Source organism: Burkholderia sp. IDO3, assembly GCF_003366075.1.
Lineage (GTDB): Bacteria > Pseudomonadota > Gammaproteobacteria > Burkholderiales > Burkholderiaceae > Burkholderia > Burkholderia anthina.
Genome location: NZ_CP028963.1, coordinates 680,459 through 697,157 on the forward strand (window position 1 = coordinate 680,459; position 16,699 = coordinate 697,157).

At 68.1% G+C, this 16,699-nt stretch carries 14 protein-coding genes; 4 read left to right on the top strand and 10 right to left on the bottom strand.

The annotated features are described in order from the left end of the window. Positions 1 to 139: 139 nt before the first annotated feature. From DCN14_RS17710 to DCN14_RS17735, 6 genes are all read right to left on the bottom strand, one after another. Entirely contained in the window at positions 140 to 1,438 is a 1,299-nt protein-coding gene (locus DCN14_RS17710; RefSeq protein ID WP_096506392.1) for a class I SAM-dependent RNA methyltransferase, read from the bottom strand. 166 nt (positions 1,439 to 1,604) lie between these two features. After that, positions 1,605 to 3,728, bottom strand: a complete 2,124-nt coding sequence (locus DCN14_RS17715) for a site-specific recombinase (protein WP_096505107.1) — start codon at positions 3,726 to 3,728, stop codon at positions 1,605 to 1,607. Positions 3,729 to 4,238: 510 nt separating this feature from the next. Then, complete coding sequence (locus DCN14_RS17720) at positions 4,239 to 4,955, bottom strand: PqiC family protein (RefSeq protein WP_096505105.1); 717 nt, start codon at positions 4,953 to 4,955, stop codon at positions 4,239 to 4,241. Beyond that, positions 4,952 to 6,571: an MlaD family protein gene (locus DCN14_RS17725; RefSeq protein WP_096505103.1), complete on the bottom strand. Its 1,620-nt coding sequence runs from the start codon at positions 6,569 to 6,571 to the stop codon at positions 4,952 to 4,954. Before DCN14_RS17725 ends, DCN14_RS17720 begins: the two co-directional genes overlap by 4 nt. Beyond that, positions 6,564 to 7,193, bottom strand: a complete 630-nt coding sequence (locus tag DCN14_RS17730; RefSeq protein ID WP_096505101.1) for a paraquat-inducible protein A — start codon at positions 7,191 to 7,193, stop codon at positions 6,564 to 6,566. Before DCN14_RS17730 ends, DCN14_RS17725 begins: the two co-directional genes overlap by 8 nt. Beyond that, positions 7,190 to 7,855 carry a paraquat-inducible protein A gene (locus tag DCN14_RS17735; protein ID WP_096505099.1) on the bottom strand — a complete coding sequence of 222 codons (666 nt, stop codon included), beginning with the start codon at positions 7,853 to 7,855 and terminating at the stop codon, positions 7,190 to 7,192. The genes DCN14_RS17730 and DCN14_RS17735 overlap by 4 nt, the downstream gene beginning before the upstream one ends. Before the next feature lie 259 nt (positions 7,856 to 8,114). On the opposite strand from DCN14_RS17735, the gene DCN14_RS17740 reads away from it, so the two are divergent. The 4 genes from DCN14_RS17740 to DCN14_RS17755 all read left to right on the top strand — a co-directional run bounded on the left by DCN14_RS17740 (position 8,115) and on the right by DCN14_RS17755 (position 11,350). Continuing rightward, entirely contained in the window at positions 8,115 to 8,675 is a 561-nt protein-coding gene (locus tag DCN14_RS17740) for a cytochrome b (RefSeq protein WP_096505097.1), read from the top strand. Between the two features lie 8 nt (positions 8,676 to 8,683). Continuing rightward, positions 8,684 to 9,244, top strand: coding sequence for a YceI family protein (locus DCN14_RS17745; protein ID WP_096505095.1), 561 nt, complete (start codon positions 8,684 to 8,686; stop codon positions 9,242 to 9,244). Positions 9,245 to 9,308: 64 nt separating this feature from the next. Further along, positions 9,309 to 9,890 carry a YceI family protein gene (locus DCN14_RS17750; protein WP_096505093.1) on the top strand — a complete coding sequence of 194 codons (582 nt, stop codon included), beginning with the start codon at positions 9,309 to 9,311 and terminating at the stop codon, positions 9,888 to 9,890. A gap of 182 nt (positions 9,891 to 10,072) precedes the next feature. Beyond that, a complete protein-coding gene (locus DCN14_RS17755) occupies positions 10,073 to 11,350 on the top strand; it encodes an MFS transporter (RefSeq protein WP_096505091.1) in 1,278 nt (425 codons plus the stop codon). A gap of 19 nt (positions 11,351 to 11,369) precedes the next feature. On the opposite strand, the gene DCN14_RS17760 is transcribed toward DCN14_RS17755, so the two are convergent. From DCN14_RS17760 to yajC, 4 genes are all read right to left on the bottom strand, one after another. Next, positions 11,370 to 12,923 carry a S41 family peptidase gene (locus DCN14_RS17760; RefSeq protein ID WP_172441906.1) on the bottom strand — a complete coding sequence of 518 codons (1,554 nt, stop codon included), beginning with the start codon at positions 12,921 to 12,923 and terminating at the stop codon, positions 11,370 to 11,372. Positions 12,924 to 13,086: 163 nt separating this feature from the next. Beyond that, a complete protein-coding gene (secF, locus tag DCN14_RS17765; protein WP_096505089.1) occupies positions 13,087 to 14,037 on the bottom strand; it encodes a protein translocase subunit SecF in 951 nt (316 codons plus the stop codon). 18 nt (positions 14,038 to 14,055) lie between these two features. After that, positions 14,056 to 16,077 carry a protein translocase subunit SecD gene (gene secD / locus DCN14_RS17770; RefSeq protein WP_096505087.1) on the bottom strand — a complete coding sequence of 674 codons (2,022 nt, stop codon included), beginning with the start codon at positions 16,075 to 16,077 and terminating at the stop codon, positions 14,056 to 14,058. Positions 16,078 to 16,183: 106 nt separating this feature from the next. Continuing rightward, the gene (yajC, locus tag DCN14_RS17775; protein ID WP_006476868.1) at positions 16,184 to 16,507 is read right to left on the bottom strand and encodes a preprotein translocase subunit YajC; all 324 of its coding nucleotides are present in this window, start codon (positions 16,505 to 16,507) and stop codon (positions 16,184 to 16,186) included. Positions 16,508 to 16,699: the final 192 nt, after the last annotated feature.

A 16,699-nucleotide genomic window follows, 5' to 3' on the forward strand; every position in this document is an offset into this window, starting at 1 on the left:
GTGCTGGCGGGGGATCGAAAAGGGGGCGGGTGCGGCACCGCGAGCATCGGCGCCGCGCAAAGCAAAACGCCCGGCGGGTGCCGGGCGTCGTCGGGATGTCAGCAGGCGGCCGCAGTGGCCGTCTTGCGTGTCTCGTGCGTCACGCGTCGCCTTCCGGCGCGGCCGGACGTGCCTTCACGCTGCCGGCGATCAGGTCGAAGCGGAACAGCCGGCATTCGAGCGCGCCGTTGAACAGCGGCGTCTTCGCCGATTCGCGCAGCCGCAACTGGCCCGGCAGCGAACGGTCCGACGTCAGCAGGAACGCCTGCCAGCCGGTGAAGCGCTGCTTGAGCGCATCGCCGAGCGCGTTGAAGAACTCGCTGTCCGGCGCGTCGGTGTGCGTGCGGCGGAATGCGTCGTCGTTGCCGCGGTTGCGGCCCGTTTCACGCACCTCGCCGCGCGCGCTGCGGCCGCGCACTTCGATCCGCTCGCCGTACGGCGGATTCGCGAGGATGATGCCCGGGCCGTCGCACGGCGGCGTCATCCCGCGCGCGTCGACCTGCTTCAGCCATACCGACGGCACGCCCGCGCGTTCGAGGTTCGCGCGGGCCTTCTCGAGCATGTCGCCGGAGATGTCGCTGCCGTACACGCCGAGCGCATCGCGCTTGCCGCGCGCCGCGCGCTTCGCGTCGAGCGCCGGGACTTTCAGGCCCTGCCAGGCGGTGATGTCGTACTGCTTGAGCTTTTCGAAGCCGAAGCGGCGCTCGACGCCCGGCGCCACGCCGAGCGCGATCTGCGCGGCTTCCGCGAGGAACGTGCCGCTGCCGCACATCGGATCGTACAGCGCCGTGCCGGGCGTCCAGCCCGTCAGGCGCAGGATGCCGGCCGCGAGGTTCTCGCGCAGCGGCGCCGCGCCCTTGTCGAGACGCCAGCCGCGCTTGAACAGCGGCTCGCCCGATGTATCGAGGTACAGCGTGCATTCGGTGGCCGTCAGGAACGCGAACACGCGCACGTCCGGCGCACCGGTGTCGATGCTCGGCCGCGAGCCGGTCTTCTCGCGCATCCGGTCGCAGATCGCATCCTTCACGCGCAGCGTCGCGAATTCGAGGCTTTTCAGCGGCGACTTGATCGCGGTGATGTCGACGCGCAGCGTCTGCGTCGACGCGAACCAGCGTTCCCACGGCTGCTCGAGCGCGAGCGCGTAGACGTCCTGTTCGTTGCGGTACGGGCGGTGCGCGATCTTCAGCAGGATCCGGCTCGCGATCCGCGAATGGAGGTTCGCGGCCATGCCGGCGGCCCAGCCGCCGCCGAAATGAACGCCGCCCGGCACCTGCGCGCCCGCGGTGAACGGCGCGCCGTTCAGATGACGGCCGGCGATCTCGGCCAGCTCGGCGGCAAGCGCCGCTTCGAGGCCGCGCGGGCAGGGAGCGAAGAATTCGTACAGGGTGGGCGAGGACATAAGGCGGGTGAGGACGTGCAAAAGTCCACTATTGTACGCGGCGCGGGCGGCCGGAGCCGGCGTGGCGTCCGATTCGGGACGCGGGCGCCGACATGCGGGCCGCCTGCGCGCGCCGGGTGGCCCGCGCGGCGATGCCCGGCGGGGGCACCGCGCGGGCGTCGGGCTGTCAGTGCGAGCCGGGCTGGCCGGCCTGCGCTGCCGGGCCGCCGGCCGGCCAGAACAGCGCGGACGGCTTCGACAGCACCGTGCGGACGATCGCGGCGACCAGCGCGCGCACCTTGGTGCGGCGCAGGCTGCGCGAGCGCACGGCCATCGTGAACGCGAGCGCGAAGCTCACGAGCACGTTGAGGATCGCCATGCTCAGCACGCCGGCGCACGCCCACCACAGCTCGGGCGTGCTCAATGCGTTCTTGCCGAGCACGCCGAGCGCGACGCCGATCGAGCCGGCCGACAGCGTCACGTGCCGCACTTCGAACGGGAACAGGAACACCGTGACGATCGCCGGGATCAGGCCGAGCATCAGGCCGAGGCCGACGTTCGCGACCACGCCCGCGACGTTCGAGCGGCAGAAGTGCGCGAGCTTCGCGGCGCCGGCCGCGCCGAGCGTGAGCCGCAGCCGGCGGTTGTACGCGAGCGCGTCGCCGACCCGGTGCAGCACGAACCAGTTGTCGGCCCAGCCCGCGAGCAGGCTCGACGCCCACAGCAGCACGCCCGTGAGCGCCGCATAGAACGGCGTCGGGCCGACCAGCGAGAACGAGTGCAGCGTCGCGTGCGCCTTCTCCGGCGAGATCAGGTTCGCGTGCAGCACGTTGCCCGCGAACAGCTGCACGAGCAGGCACACGGGCAGCACGACGAGCACGTTGCCGGAGATCGCCGCGGCCTGCGTGCGGATCAGTGCGATCACCGACGCGACGAATGCCTTCACGCCTTCTTCATGGCCGGTGTCGTCGAGCTCGCGCGCGAGCGTCGGCGCGGTCATCGCGGGCTGCTTGGTCGCGAGCGTGAAGTGCAGGAAGTGCATCAGCATGAAGCTCGCCGCATAGTTGACGCCGGCGAGCAGCCCTTCGAGCATCGACTGCAGGTGCGCGCCCGTGATCGCGAACTTCACGCAGACCGTCGCGACGGTGACGAGGCCGCCGCCTGCGGCCATGCGCAGCATCTTCAGATACTCGGCGCGGCCGCGCGAGATGTAGTGCTCGCCGGTGTCGGCGTTGGTCTCGACGAGCTTGCGCGCGAACAGCGAGAAGTTGCTGCGCACGAGGTGCGACACGCTCTGGCTGTTCTGGTTCGCATCGACGAGCTCGGCGGTCAGGCGCGCCATGCCGCGCAGATCGTCGCGGGCCATCCACGCGTTGAGCAGCATCTCGGCGCGCAGGATCCGCATGCGCATGCGCTCGACCTGGAACACGATGTCGACCGACACGCCGTTGCGGTACAGATGCGCGAACACGTCGTCGACCGCGATCCGGCATTCGTCGAGCAGCACGCGCAGGTAGTTCACCTCGTGCAGCAGCTTGTTCGGATCGCCGCCGTCCTCGACGGCCGCGTGCGCGGTCTCGACCGCGAGCATTGCACGCGTGAGGCGGTAGAACGGCTGTGTTTCGAGCGGCTTGCGCGCGTCGCCGTCGGACAGGCGGCTGCGCACCGTCTGCGACAGGCCGGTCGAGCTGATCTGGCAGGTCAGGTTGTGCAGCGCGGCCAGCAGGTCGCGCGAGAACGAGCCGGGCTCGTGGCGTTCTTCTTCGGTGACGTCGAACGAGATCAGCGCCGCGAGGCGTGCGAGCAGGTCGTCGGGCAGCGCGTCGATCCATTGCGCGTCTTCCGGCGTCGGGAACATCAGCGTGAACAGCGCCGTCAGCTCGCGGCGGTTCGGCGCGGGCGGGATCAGCGACGAGTCGATCCGCTCGAACAGCGCGCCGAAGAAACCGGAGTGCACCGGCATGCCGGCGTCGCACAGCAGCGAGATGCCGTCGCACTCGCGCAGGACGCCGCGCACGATGCGCGCGGCGTGCGACTTCCACGCGGGATTGCGGTCGAGCACATGGAGCAGATAGCGCAGCCGCGCGTGCGCCGGATACGCGCGCGTGTCGATGTCGCGTTCGGCAGGCGCATCCTGCGCGGCCTGCATCGCACCGTTGCGGCGCAGCCAGTGCGCGAGCTCGATCAGCCATTCGCTGCGCTCGGCGTACGACGCATCCGCGTCGGCGTGCGCGAGCAGGGCGTCGAGCTGGTGGCCCGCATTGCGCGACGCGCGCCACTTCTTGATCAGGGTCGTCAGGGAACGAAACATAAACGGAATAGCGAAAGCCCTGGACGGGCGGGTTCGGGATGCCGGCCGGGAATGCGGCGCGGCGCCGGGGAGAACGGATGAGGCTGGTCGGGCTGCCGGGCGATGCGCGGCAATCCGCGATGCGGCTGCCCCGATGCGGTGCATGCGGACACGCGTGCATCGCATCGGGAGACGCGACGATCGGACCGGACGCGGCCCGATTGCCGCTGGCTGACGCGCACGACCGACGGGCGGTGCGAGCCTGAAAGTGCGTAGGATCGTCAATCGGGCGCGAAAACGCAAGCCGACCGCGTTGCGTGGTGCCGGTTCCGGCGGATTTTGACAAACAATGCAAAGCGGCCATTCGGCCGATGCGTGCGCGTCGACGCCGGCCGTGTCGACGAGAACAGGGCGCTCGCGTGTGCGGCTGGCCGCGGATGCCGCGCGATGCCGATGCGTGTTATCGGATGCGCCGCCAGGCCCGGGCGGCCACACGGACGAACGCATCGCACGTTCGTCCGTGTCGTGCGCTTACGCGCCGGACTTGCCCGTCGCGCCCGCGTCGCTGCCGGCCGTCGGGTTGGCCGGGCACGGCACGCCGGGCGCCGTGGCCGTCTTGCTGCCGGATGCGGTTGGCGTACCGCGCCGTGCCGCCATCGCGCGCACGCCGGCCGCGGCCTGCGATGCAATCACGTCGAGCGCGCGCCGGTGGCCGGCGACGAGCGCGTCGTAACCGTCGGCGACGGGTTCCGCGACGCTCGTGCGGCACGTCATCACCGCCTGCGTGGCGAGCGAACGCACGCTCCACACCGCATCGATCGCCGCCCGCTTGCCGGGCCACGATTCGAAGCGCTGCACGTTCACGCTGATGCGATAGACGGGCACGCCGGGCGGGTACGCGGCGTTCGCGACGTCGATCGTGCCGAGCTGCGCGGCGAGATCGTCCGACAGCGCGCGGCGGATCTCGTCGGCGGGCGGCGCGGCCCAGCGCTCCTGTTCGAGCACGTCGACCTGCGCGGTGTTCTTCTGCACGACCAGCTGGTTCTTCGCGACCTGTTCGGGCACGCCGACGGACGGCACCTCGATCAGGAACGCCGGATTGGCGGGCGCGGTGCGTACGGCCGCCGTGGCGTCGGCCGGGCTCAGCGTATAGAACCGCGCGGGCGGCGAGCTGCATGCGGCGAGCGCGAGCGCGGCGCAGAGTGCCGCCGCGCCGCTCGCGAGCGCGTTCATGCGGGTCGTCGTCATTGTTGATCTCCTGGCTTGCCCTTGATCAGCGATTCGGGATGGCGCTCCAGATAGTCGGCGAGCGCGTTCAGCGATTGCAGCGTGCGCGTGAGTTCCTTCAGCGCGCCGCGCACGTCGGACTGCAGCGGCGAATCCTGCTGCAGCGTCGCTTCGGCGGTCGAGAAGGTCTGCTTCGCGGCCGACAGCGTGTCGCGCGCTTCCGGCGCGACCTGCGTGTCGAGTTGCTTGAACAGCTTGTCGGCGTTCGACAGAGCGCTGTTCAGGTTCGCGCCGATCTGGTCGAACGGCACCTTGTCGAGCTTCTTCGCGATGTCGGCGACCTGCAGCTGCAGCTCGTCGAGCGTGTTCGGCACGGTCGGCAGCTCGAGCGGCTGGCGCGTCGCGTCGATCTTGGCGGCCGGCGCCTTCGGGAAGAAGTCGAGCGCGACGTACAACTGGCTCGTCAGCAGGTTGCCGGTGCGCAGCTGGCCGCGCAGCCCGTGCTGGACGAGCCGCTCGACGATCTCGCGGCGGGCCGGTTCGCCCTTGCTCTCGATCGTTTCGCGGAAACGTCGGCCAAGCCGCTCCGGATACACGTTCATCGTCACCGGCATCAGGAAGTTCTTCGTCTTCGGATCGAATTCGATGCCGATGTTCGTGACCTCGCCGAGCACGATGCCGCGGAAGTCGACCGGCGCACCGACGCCGAGCCCGCGCAGCGACTGATTGAAGTTCATCACGACCTGCAGCGGCTGGCCGTCCGGGTCGCGCATCGCGTCGGTCTCGTCGGAGCCGAGGCGGAACGTCGTGTTGTTCGGCGCGATGGCGCCGCTGTCCTGGTTCGGCGGCGTCTGGAACGCAATGCCGCCGAGGATCACCGTCGCGAGCGACTGCGTGTTCAGCTTCAGCCCGCTCGAATCGAGCCGCAAGTCGACGCCGCTCGCCTGCCACCAGCGCGAGTTCACGCCGACGTACTGGTCGTACGGCGCATTGACGAACACGTTGAACGTGACGCCCGTGCCGTCCTTGTCGAGCGAGAAGCCGACCACCTGGCCGACCTGCACGCGGCGGTAGTAGATCGGCGAGCCGATATCGACCGAGCCGAGCGAATCGCCGCGCAGCACGTACTGCGTGCCCTTCTGGTCGCCCGTCACGGCCGGCGGTGTCTCGAGGCCGGTGAAGTCGGTCTGCGAATCCTGCCCGTGGCCGGCGTCGACGCCGATGTACGCGCCCGACAGCAGCGTGCCGAGCCCCGACACGCCGGTCGCGCCGACGCGCGGACGCACGATCCAGAAGCGCGAGCCCTTGACCGCGAAGTCCTCGGCTTCCTTCTTCAGCTGCACCTGGACGAGCACGCGCGACAGGTCTTTCGACAGCTTGATCGTCTTGACCATGCCGATCTCGACGTCCTTGTACTTGACCTGGGTTTTGCCCGGTTCGAGTCCTTCGGCGCTGTGGAAGCTGATCGAGATTTCCGGGCCGCGCTCGCGCACGGACTTGATCACGAGGCCGATGCCGATCAGTGCGGCGATCAGCGGCACGAGCCAGACGAGCGACGGCAGCCAGCCGCTTTTCGTCGAGATCGTCGGATCGGGCGGCCGGGACGCGTCGTTCTGCGGGCCTTGCGGACTATTCATGGTGTTTCCCTGAGGTTTCGACTGGATCCCAGATCAGGCGGGGATCGAACTGCATCGACGCGAGCATCGTCAGGATCACGACCGAGCCGAACGCGAGCGCGCCGGGGCCGGCCGTGATGACGGCGAGCGAACGGAAATGGACGAGCGCGACGGTGAGCGTCACGACGAAGATGTCGAGCATCGACCAGCGGCCGATGCGCTCGACGATCCGGTACAGCCGCGTGCGCTGCAGCGGCCGCCACGCGGTACGCCGCTGCGCGCTGATCACGAGGATCGTCAGCACGCCGAGCTTGAGCATCGGCACGAGGATACTGGCGACGAACACGACGACCGCGAGCGGCCAGTCGCCCGAGGACCAGAACAGCACGACGCCGCTCATGATCGTGTCCTCCTGCGAACCGACGATCGACGACGTGCGCATGATCGGCAGCAGGTTTGCCGGAATGTACAGGATCACGGCCGCGAGCAGCAGCGCCCACGTGCGCATCAGGCTGTTCGGCGTGCGGAAATGGAGTGCGGCGCCGCAGCGCGTGCAGTGCGCGTGCGGTGCGTCGACCGTCTGCACGAGCCCGCAGACATGGCAGCTGGCGTAGCCCTCGCGGGCGGCGGTGGGCGTCGTCATCGGCGGGCGGCTTCCGGCAGCGGCGCGGCATCGTCGGGCGCGGCGGGCGAGCGGCCGGCGCGCAGGTCGTCGGCGATGTCCCACAGCGTGCGCGGATCGAACATCAGCACGACGGCGATCATCAGCGTGAGCGCGCCGAACGCGAACAGCGCGGCTTCCGGCACGACGCGCGCGAGGCTCACCATCTTCACGATGGTCACGAGGATGCCGAGCATGAACACCTCGATCATCCCCCACGGGCGCACGAGCTGGATCGCGCGCAGCACGGCATTGAAGCCGGGCGGCACGACGCCGCGGCGCATCGGCAGCAGCAGGTACAGCAGCGCGGCCATCTCGACGAGCGGAAACAGCACGGTCGAGCAGAACACCATCACGCCGACGATCGCCATGTCCTGGCGCCACAGCGAATCGATTGCGCCGATCAGCGTCGTCTGCACGCGATTGCCGTTCACGTCCATTTCGAGGATCGGAAACGTCTGCGCGATGACGAACGTGATCAGTGCGGCGAGTGCAAGTGCGCAGATGCGCTCGAGTTGCGCGGCGCTGTTGCGGTAAAGCAGCGCGTCGCAGCGCGGACAGCGCGCGATTTCACGGCCGGTGAGACGCGGTTTATGCAACAGTGCGTCGCATTCGTGACAGGCAATCAGGTCGTATCGTTGCATGGGAGAAGCGGTTGTGCGACGGGCGGGGGGACGCGTCGACGGGGCCGGAACCCGCGCCAATCTTACCAAAACGCCTTTTTCGGCGTGTCAACGTTCGGTTACCGGGTGACTGGTCGGTAACATGGCGTAAACATGGCGGCCCGCTGACCTGCCTGTTCTCAGAGTCCGCGCCCTTCAAAAGGTTGCGGTAGCATGGCGCCCTTGACAAGCGTCGGACGAATTTGCCGGCGCAGCCGTTCGCTCAACTGAGGAATCCAAGATGGCACCGAATCCGCTGTCGGCCAAGCCGGCACGTTACACGCAGACCGCGATCGCGTTGCACTGGCTGATCGCGCTGCTGATCGTCTGCGGCTTCGCGCTCGGCTGGGTGATGACGGACATTCCCGGTTTCACGCCGACGAAGCTGAAGTACTTCTCGTGGCACAAGTGGATCGGCGTGACGGCGTTCGCGCTGGCCGTCGTGCGCGTGCTGTGGCGCGCGACGCACGCGGCGCCGCCGCTGCCGGGCAGTACGCCGGCGTGGCAGCGTGCGGTGTCGCACGGCGTGCACATCCTGCTGTACGTGCTGATGCTCGTGATTCCGGTCACCGGTTACCTGTACAGCTCGGCATCGAACATCCCGGTCGTCTACCTCGGCATCGTGCCGCTGCCGCGCCTGATCGATCCCGATCCGGTGCTGAAGGAAACCTTCAAGACACTTCACGTGTCTTTGAATTACATTTTGCTTGCGCTCGTCTCGTTGCACGTGCTCGCGGCGATCAAGCACCAGCTGTTGGACCGCGACGGCCTGCTGTCGCGAATGCTTCCCTTTGCCAAATGAAGGATCTCATGAAAGTGTCTTTCTCCCGCTCCATGCTGACCGCGTTCGCCGCGGTGTCACTTGTCGCGTCGGCCGCGGCGCACGCCGACGTCGATCTCGCGAAGAGCAAGGTGTCCGCCGTGTCGAAGCAGATGAACGTGCCGACCGAAGGCGCGTTCAAGAAATTCTCCGCGCAGGTGAAGTTCGACCCGGCGAAGGCCGCGCAGGGCAGCGCGCAAATGACGATCGACGTGGCCAGCTACGACCTCGGCGACAAGATGTACAACGATCAGGTCGCGGGCAAGGACTGGTTCGACGCGAAGACGTATCCGCAGGCGACCTTCGTGTCGTCGGCGATCGCGCCGGCGGGCGGCAACAAGTACAACGTGACCGGCAAGCTGACGATCAAGGGCAAGGCCGAGACCGTCACGGTGCCCGTCACCGTCACGCAGAACGGCGCGACGCAGACCTTCGACGGCGTGCTGCCGATCAAGCGTTCGACGTTCAACGTCGGCACCGGCGAGTGGAAGGACACGTCGGTCGTCGCGGACGAAGTGCAGATCAAGTTCCATCTCGTCGCCACGAAGTAAGCGACGGGGTGCCGCATGACCCGAATGCCGCGCGAGGGCGCGGCACCGTTCCAAGGAGAAAGAGTTGAAAAAGCATCTGATCATCGCCGCGGGCGCGCTGGCCGCTTCGCTGTCGTTCTCGGCCTTCGCGGAGAGCGCGACGTACCAGTTCGATCCAAGCCACACGTACCCGAGCTTCGAGGCCGACCACTTCGGCGGCCTGTCGGTCTGGCGCGGCAAGTTCGACAAGTCGAGCGGCACCGTGACGCTCGACCGCGCGGCCAAGACCGGCACGGTCGACGTGACGACCGACATCGCATCGATCCACACCGGTAGCGCGAAGCTCGACGAGCACCTGCAGACGCCCGACTTCTTCGACGCGGCCAAGTACCCGCAGGCGAACTACAAGGGCACGATCAAGTTCGACGGCGACAAGCCGGTGGCGGTGGTCGGCAACCTGACGCTGCACGGCGTCACGAAGCCGCTGACGCTGAAGATCGATTCGCTCAAGTGCATGCCGCATCCGATGCTCAAGCGTGAAGTGTGCGGCGTCGACGCGGTTGGCGAATTCAGCCGCGACGATTTCGGCCTCGACTACGGCAAGCAGTACGGCTTCAAGATGAAGACGAAGCTGCTGATCACGGCAGAAGCGATCAAGCAGCAGTAACGCGCCCGGCCGGGCCGGCCGTTGCGTGGGTGCTTCGGTTCGTCGGCCCGTCGCGTGCCAGCCGCCGCGCTTCCTTTCAAGGAGCGCGGCGGCTTTTTTTTGCGCGCCTATAATCGTCGGCACAGTTCGCGGCGCGGCAACGGGCGCGTCGCACGGAACATACAACGACAAGGAGATCGCCGATGCACGCCGTCACGCAATCCAGCTCCGTTGCCTCGTCGCCGCGCGTGTGGCGCGCGGTGGTCGCCGCGTCGATCGGCAACGCGCTCGAGTGGTTCGATCTCGTCGTCTACGGCTTCTTCGCGGTCACGATCTCGAAGCTGTTCTTCCCGTCCGGCAACGACACCGTGTCGCTGCTGCTCACGCTCGGCACGTTCGGCGTGTCGTTCTTCATGCGCCCGCTCGGCGCGATCGTGCTCGGCGCGTATGCCGACCGCGCGGGCCGCAAGGCCGCGCTCACGCTGTCGATTTTGCTGATGATGGCCGGCACGCTGGTCATCGCGGTGCTGCCGACCTACGGGACGATCGGCGTCGCGGCGCCGTTGATCCTCGTCGTCGCGCGGCTGATGCAGGGCTTCTCGGCCGGCGGCGAGTTCGGCAGCGCGACCGCGTTCCTCGCCGAGCACGTGCCGGGCCGGCGCGGCTTCTTCGCGAGCTGGCAGGTCGCGAGCCAGGGGCTCACGACGCTGCTTGCCGCCGGCTTCGGCACCGTGCTGAACGCGCAGCTCACGGCCGACCAGATGGCCGCGTGGGGCTGGCGCGTGCCGTTCTTCTTCGGGCTGCTGCTCGGGCCCGTCGCGTACTACATCCGCTCGAAGGTCGACGAGACGCCCGAATTCCTCGCGGCCGAAAGCACCGCGAGCCCGCTGCGCGACACGTTCGCGTCGCACAAGGCGCGGCTCGTCGCCGCGATGGGCGTGGTGGTGCTCGGCACCGTCGCGACCTATCTCGTGCTGTTCATGCCGACCTACGGCGTGAAGCAGCTCGGCCTCGCGCCGTCCGCCGCGTTCGCGGCGATCCTCGTCGTCGGCGTGATCCAGATGGCGTTCGCGCCGCTCGTCGGCCACTGGTCCGATCGTTACGGCCGCGTGCGCGTGATGCTCGCGCCGGCGGTCGGCATTCTCGTGCTGATCTATCCGGCGTTCGCGTATCTGGTCGCGCATCCCGGCTTCGGCACGCTGATCGCGCTGCAGGTGCTGCTCGCGTTCCTGATGACCGGCTATTTCGCGGCGCTGCCGGGCTTGTTGTCCGAGGTGTTTCCGGTGCAGACGCGCACGACCGGGATGTCGCTCGCGTATAACGTCGCGGTGACGATCTTCGGCGGCTTCGGGCCGTTCATCATCGCGTGGCTGATCCGCGCGACCGGGATGAAGACCGCGCCGAGCTTCTACCTGATGTTCGCGGCCGTGCTGAGCCTCGCGGCGCTGATCGTGCTGCGCCGGCGGTTCGGATTCCGGTGAGCGGGCGCGCGGCGGCGCGTCAGCTGTCGCCGCGCTCGCAGACCGGCTGCGCCGGCATCAGTTGCGCGGGCGCGTCGATGGTCTGCACGGGCCCGCCGGCGAGTGCCGCGAGCGCCTGCCGCAACTGCCAGTCGGCGGCCGTGCCGAATTCGCGCTGCGGCAGCGCCGCGCTCTTCGACGTATCGACCTTCGCGCGCGTTCGCTCGTCGCGCAGCTTTTGCCGCGCCGTGCGCACCTGCGCGAACGGATCGGGCGCCAGCCGGTCCGCATACGGCGCGCGGGCGAGATCGACTTCCCGGTACCACAGCAGCACGCCGTCGACGTCCGCGTCGCGGCGCGGCGGCACGAGCCAGTCGGGTACGACACCGTAGCCGTCCATCGGGCAGCCGTTCGGCCGCAGGTTGCGCGCGAACGTGAAATTGAGCCGCGTGCCGTCGATCAGGTCGACGCCCGTCTGCGCCAGCCCCTTCCCGTAGGTCGGCATCCCGAGCAGCCGCGCGCGGCCGAGATCCTTCAGTGCGGCCGCGGTCGCTTCGGCGGCCGAGGCGCTCTGGCCGTCGACGAGCACGACGAGCGGCACGGTACGCCACCAGTCGTCGGCCTGCAGCGGCGCGAGCGGATCCTGGCCGTGCATTACCGGCAGCTCGTAGTCGGGCCAGTTGGTCGTGAAGCGGCGGCGTTTCGTCCCGTCGCGTTCGAGCGTCACCATCGCGGTACGGTCGCGTCCGGCGAACAGCGCGGTGATGCCGATCGCCGCATTCAGCGCGCCGCCGCCGTTGATGCGCAGGTCGAGGATCACGCCTTTCACCGGCGGCCCCGCGCGGCGCGCGGCCTGCACCGCGTCGATGTAGCTGCCGACCGCGGGCTCCGGGAAGCTCGACAGCCGCGTATAGAGGATATCGCCGTCGAGCCGCTTCGCGGTCGCCGGATGCGGCCTGACGATCGCGCGCACCGGCGCGAAGGTCAGCGTGGCAGCGTCCGGGCCGCGCCGGACCGTGAGCGTCAGCGGCACGCCCGCGTCGCCCTTCGCGAGCTTCACGACTTCGCTGCTGTCGATGCCGACCACGCTTCGGCCGTTCATCGCGACGACGAGATCGTCGGGCCGCACGCCGGCCTGCTCGGCGGGCGCATCGGGGATCACGTCGATGATGTGCAGTCCGTCGGGCCGCGTCTCGAACACGATGCCGATGCCCGGCGTGCCGTCGCGCGCGCGGCGCTCGTCTTCGCGCTGTTGCCGGTGCTCCTTGGCGTTGAAGAAGCGCGCGTACGGCAGCGTCTTGATCCCGTCGTGCACGGTGGCGTCGAGCAACGCGCCGATGTCGACGTCGGTCAGGTGCTGCTTCTTCAGCACCTCGACGGCGGCTTTCAGTTCGCAGAGCTGCGGTTCCCAGTCGGGCGGGCAGGGCGACGGTTGCGACGCGGCAGCAGGCGGGGAAGCGGGAGGCAGGGCGGCGGCGGGTGCGGACGCGGATTGCGCGCGGGCAGCCGATGCGCATGCAACGAACGCAGCCGCTGCGGCGGCACCGGTACTCCAGGCGACGATGCGACGAACGACACGTGTGGCAGGCATCATGAGGACCGCGGCTTCGACGGGTGGCGGGGCGGGAGGCTCATGCGATTGTAGCCGACGGCCCGTGCCGTCGCGCCCGGGGGGCAGCGGGCCGCGGCGCGCGCATGAAAAAAAGGCCGGTCCGCGAGGGACCGGCCTTGGGGTATCCGTCGAAACGGCGCGGCGCTTAAACCTGCGCGCCCGCGTTCGGATCGTCCGGATCGTGCGCGGCCTTCTTTTCCTTGAGCAGGTCTTCGCGCTTGATGCCGAGCCACATCGCGAGCGAGCCCGCGACGAACACCGACGAGTAGATACCGAACATGATGCCGACCGTCAGCGCGAGTGCGAAGTAGTGCAGCGTCGGGCCGCCGAAGAAGAACATCGACAGCACCATCATTTCCGTCGACGTGTGCGTGATGATCGTACGCGACATCGTGGTCGTGATCGCGTGGTTGATCACTTCCTGCACGTTCATCTTGCGTTCGCGGCGGAACGTTTCGCGGATCCGGTCGAAGATGACGACCGACTCGTTGACCGAGTAGCCGAGCACCGCGAGGACCGCCGCGAGCACCGCCAGCGAGAACTCCCACTGGAAGAACGCGAAGAAGCCGAGAATGATCACGACGTCGTGCAGGTTGGCGATCACGCCGGCGACCGCGTACTTCCATTCGAAGCGGAACGACAGGTAGATCACGATGCCGATCACGACGCACGCGAGCGCGAGCAGGCCGTCGGTCGCGAGTTCACGGCCGACCTGCGGGCCGACGAACTCGACGCGCTGCAGCGTGACGTCCGGGCTCTGCGCCTTCAGCGCGCTCATCACCTGGTCGCTCTGCTGCGCGGACGTGAGGCCCTGCTTCAGCTGCAGGCGGATCAGCACGTTGCGCGACGTGCCGAAGCTCTGCACCTGCGCATCGGCGTAGCCGAGCTTGCCGAGCGTATCGCGCACGGGTTCGAGCTGCGCGGCCTGCGGGTACTGCACCTCGATCACCGTACCGCCGGTGAATTCGACGGACAGGTGCAGCCCGCGGTGGAACAGGAAGAACACGGCGGCGAGGAACGTGACCAGCGAGATCACGTTGAACACCAGCGCGTGCCGCATGAACGGAATGTCTTTACGGATGCGGAAAAATTCCATGGCTTGTTCTCCGGGGCCTTATTGGGTCGAGCCCGGTTTCTTCGGCGACACGCCTTGCTGCGCACGGTTGCGCAGCTGCGGCTTGCCGGCGCGCGGCGCGTTGCCCTTCGCCGGAGCGGCGAGCTTCGCGGCGCGTGCCGTGTCGGTCGATTCGTCCGCCGCGGCGAACGATGCGCCGGCGGCGGCGCCTTCCGGCTTCCACACCTGGCCGATCGCGAGCGACTTCAGCTTCTTGCGGCCGCCGTACCAGAGGTTGATGATCCCGCGCGAGAAGAACACGGCGGAGAACATCGACGTCAGGATGCCGAGGCAGTGCACGATCGCGAACGCGCGAACCGGGCCCGAGCCGAATGCGAGCAGCGCGAGGCCGGCGATCAGCGTCGTGACGTTCGAGTCGAGAATCGTCGCCCACGCATGCGCGTAGCCGGCCTGGATCGCGAGCTGCGGCGGCTGGCCCGCGCGCAGTTCCTCGCGCACGCGCTCGTTGATCAGCACGTTCGAGTCGATCGCCATACCGAGCGCGAGCGCGATTGCCGCGATACCCGGCAGCGTCAGCGTCGCCTGCATCAGCGACAGCACCGCGACGAGCAGCAGCAGGTTCACCGACAGGCCGATCACCGAGACCACGCCGAACAGCATGTAGTACGCGATCATGAACACGGCGATCGCGCAGAAGCCCCAGATCACCGAGTGGACGCCCATCTTGATGTTGTCCGCGCCGAGGCTCGGGCCGATCGTGCGTTCCTCGATGATGTCCATCGGCGCGGCGAGCGAACCGGCGCGCAGCAGCAGCGCGAGGTCGGCGGCGGCCTGCGGCGTCGGCTGGCCCGTGATCTGGAAGCGGTCGCCGAGTTCGGACTGGATCGTCGCGACCGTCAGCACTTCGCCCTTGCCCTTCTCGAACAGCACCATCGCCATCGGCTTGCCGATGTTGTCGCGCGACACCGAGCGCACGGCGCGGCCGCCGGCCGAGTCGAGGCGGATGTTGACCGACGGACGCTGGTGTTCGTCGAAGCCGGCCGACGCATCGATGATGCGGTCGCCGGTGAAGATTACGTCCTTCTTCAGCAGCACGGGCACCTGGTTGCCCTGCGTGAACAGCTCGTCGCCCGGCGGCACCGGGTCGTTCGGGTTCGGGTGGGTGTTGAGCGGGTCGGCGAGACGCGCTTCGAGCGTGGCCGTACGGCCGATGATGTCCTTCGCCTTCGCGGTGTCCTGCACGCCCGGCAGTTCGACGACGATGCGGTCGTTGCCTTGCTGCTGCAGGATCGGCTCGGACACGCCGAGTTCGTTCACGCGGTTGTGGAGCGTCGTCAGGTTCTGCTTGAGCGCGGCGTCTTCGACGGCTTTCTGCACGGCCGGCGTGAACGTGCCGACGACTTGCGTGCCGCCGCCGCCGGGCTGCGTCGCCCATTGGAGTTCGGTGACCGATGCGGCGAGCACCTTGCGGGCGTCGTCAGCCGTTTGCGGGTCGCTGAAGTTGACGACGACGGACTGGTCGACGCGGCTCACGCCGCCGTCGCGGATGTTCTTGTCACGCAGCAGCGTGCGGGCGTCGGACGCGTCGGAGTCGAGCTTCTTCGTGAGCGCGCCCGTCATGTCGACCTGGAGCAGGAAGTGCACACCGCCGCGCAGGTCGAGGCCGAGATACATCGGCAGCGCGTGCAGTGCGGTCAGCCAGCGCGGCGACGCGCTCTGCAGGTTCAGTGCGACGACGTACTGCGGATCGTTCGGGTCGGCGTTCAGCGCTTTCTGCAGCAGATCCTTGACGCGCATCTGCGTATCGGTGTCCTTCACGCGCACGCGGATGTTCGCGTTGGACGCGGTGTTCTCGAAGGTGATGTCGTCCGGCTTGATCTGCCCGGATGCGAGCGCGGATTCGACCTGGGTCAGCGTGGTCGAGTCGAGCTTGACCGTGGCCTTGCCGCTCGACACCTGCACCGCCGGCGCTTCGCCGAAGAAGTTGGGCAATGTGTACAGAAAGCCGATGGCGAGCGCCACGACCATCACGACATATTTCCAGAGTGGGTAACGATTCATGAGGGGGCCGAACGGGTGGTTGGCGTGAAAGCGTCGCGTCCGGCGCCGCGGCGGCCTGCTCTCTCAGGCAGACACGGCGCGGGGAGCCGGACGCTCGGTGAAAGCCTTACAGCGACTTGATCGTGCCCTTCGGCAGAATGGTCGTGACGGCAGCCTTCTGCACGGTGATTTCGGTGCCTTCGGCGATTTCGACGCCGATGTAGCCTTCGGTGACCTTCGTCACCTTGCCGACGAGGCCGCCGCTCGTGACGACTTCGTCGCCCTTCGCCATGGCCGCGAGCATGTTGCGGTGTTCCTTCTGGCGCTTCATCTGCGGACGAATCATGATGAAGTACAGCACCGCGAACATCAGGATGAGCGGCAGGAAGCTCATCAGGCTCGATTCGGCGCCACCGGCACCTTGCGCGAAGGCATTGGAAATGAACGGCACGTTGGTCTCTCCGTAGGGGAAGATCGAAAAATAAGCCGGTTATTCTACCACCGGCCCCATGTGCAAACGGCGTGGCAAATGCGCTTTCGGATCAAGCTGTTAAAGCGCGAACCGGCACCGTCGCGACGCGTTTGGAAAGGCAATTGTAATATTTGGCGGTCGTGACCGGCACGTGGAACGCATTATTTAGTA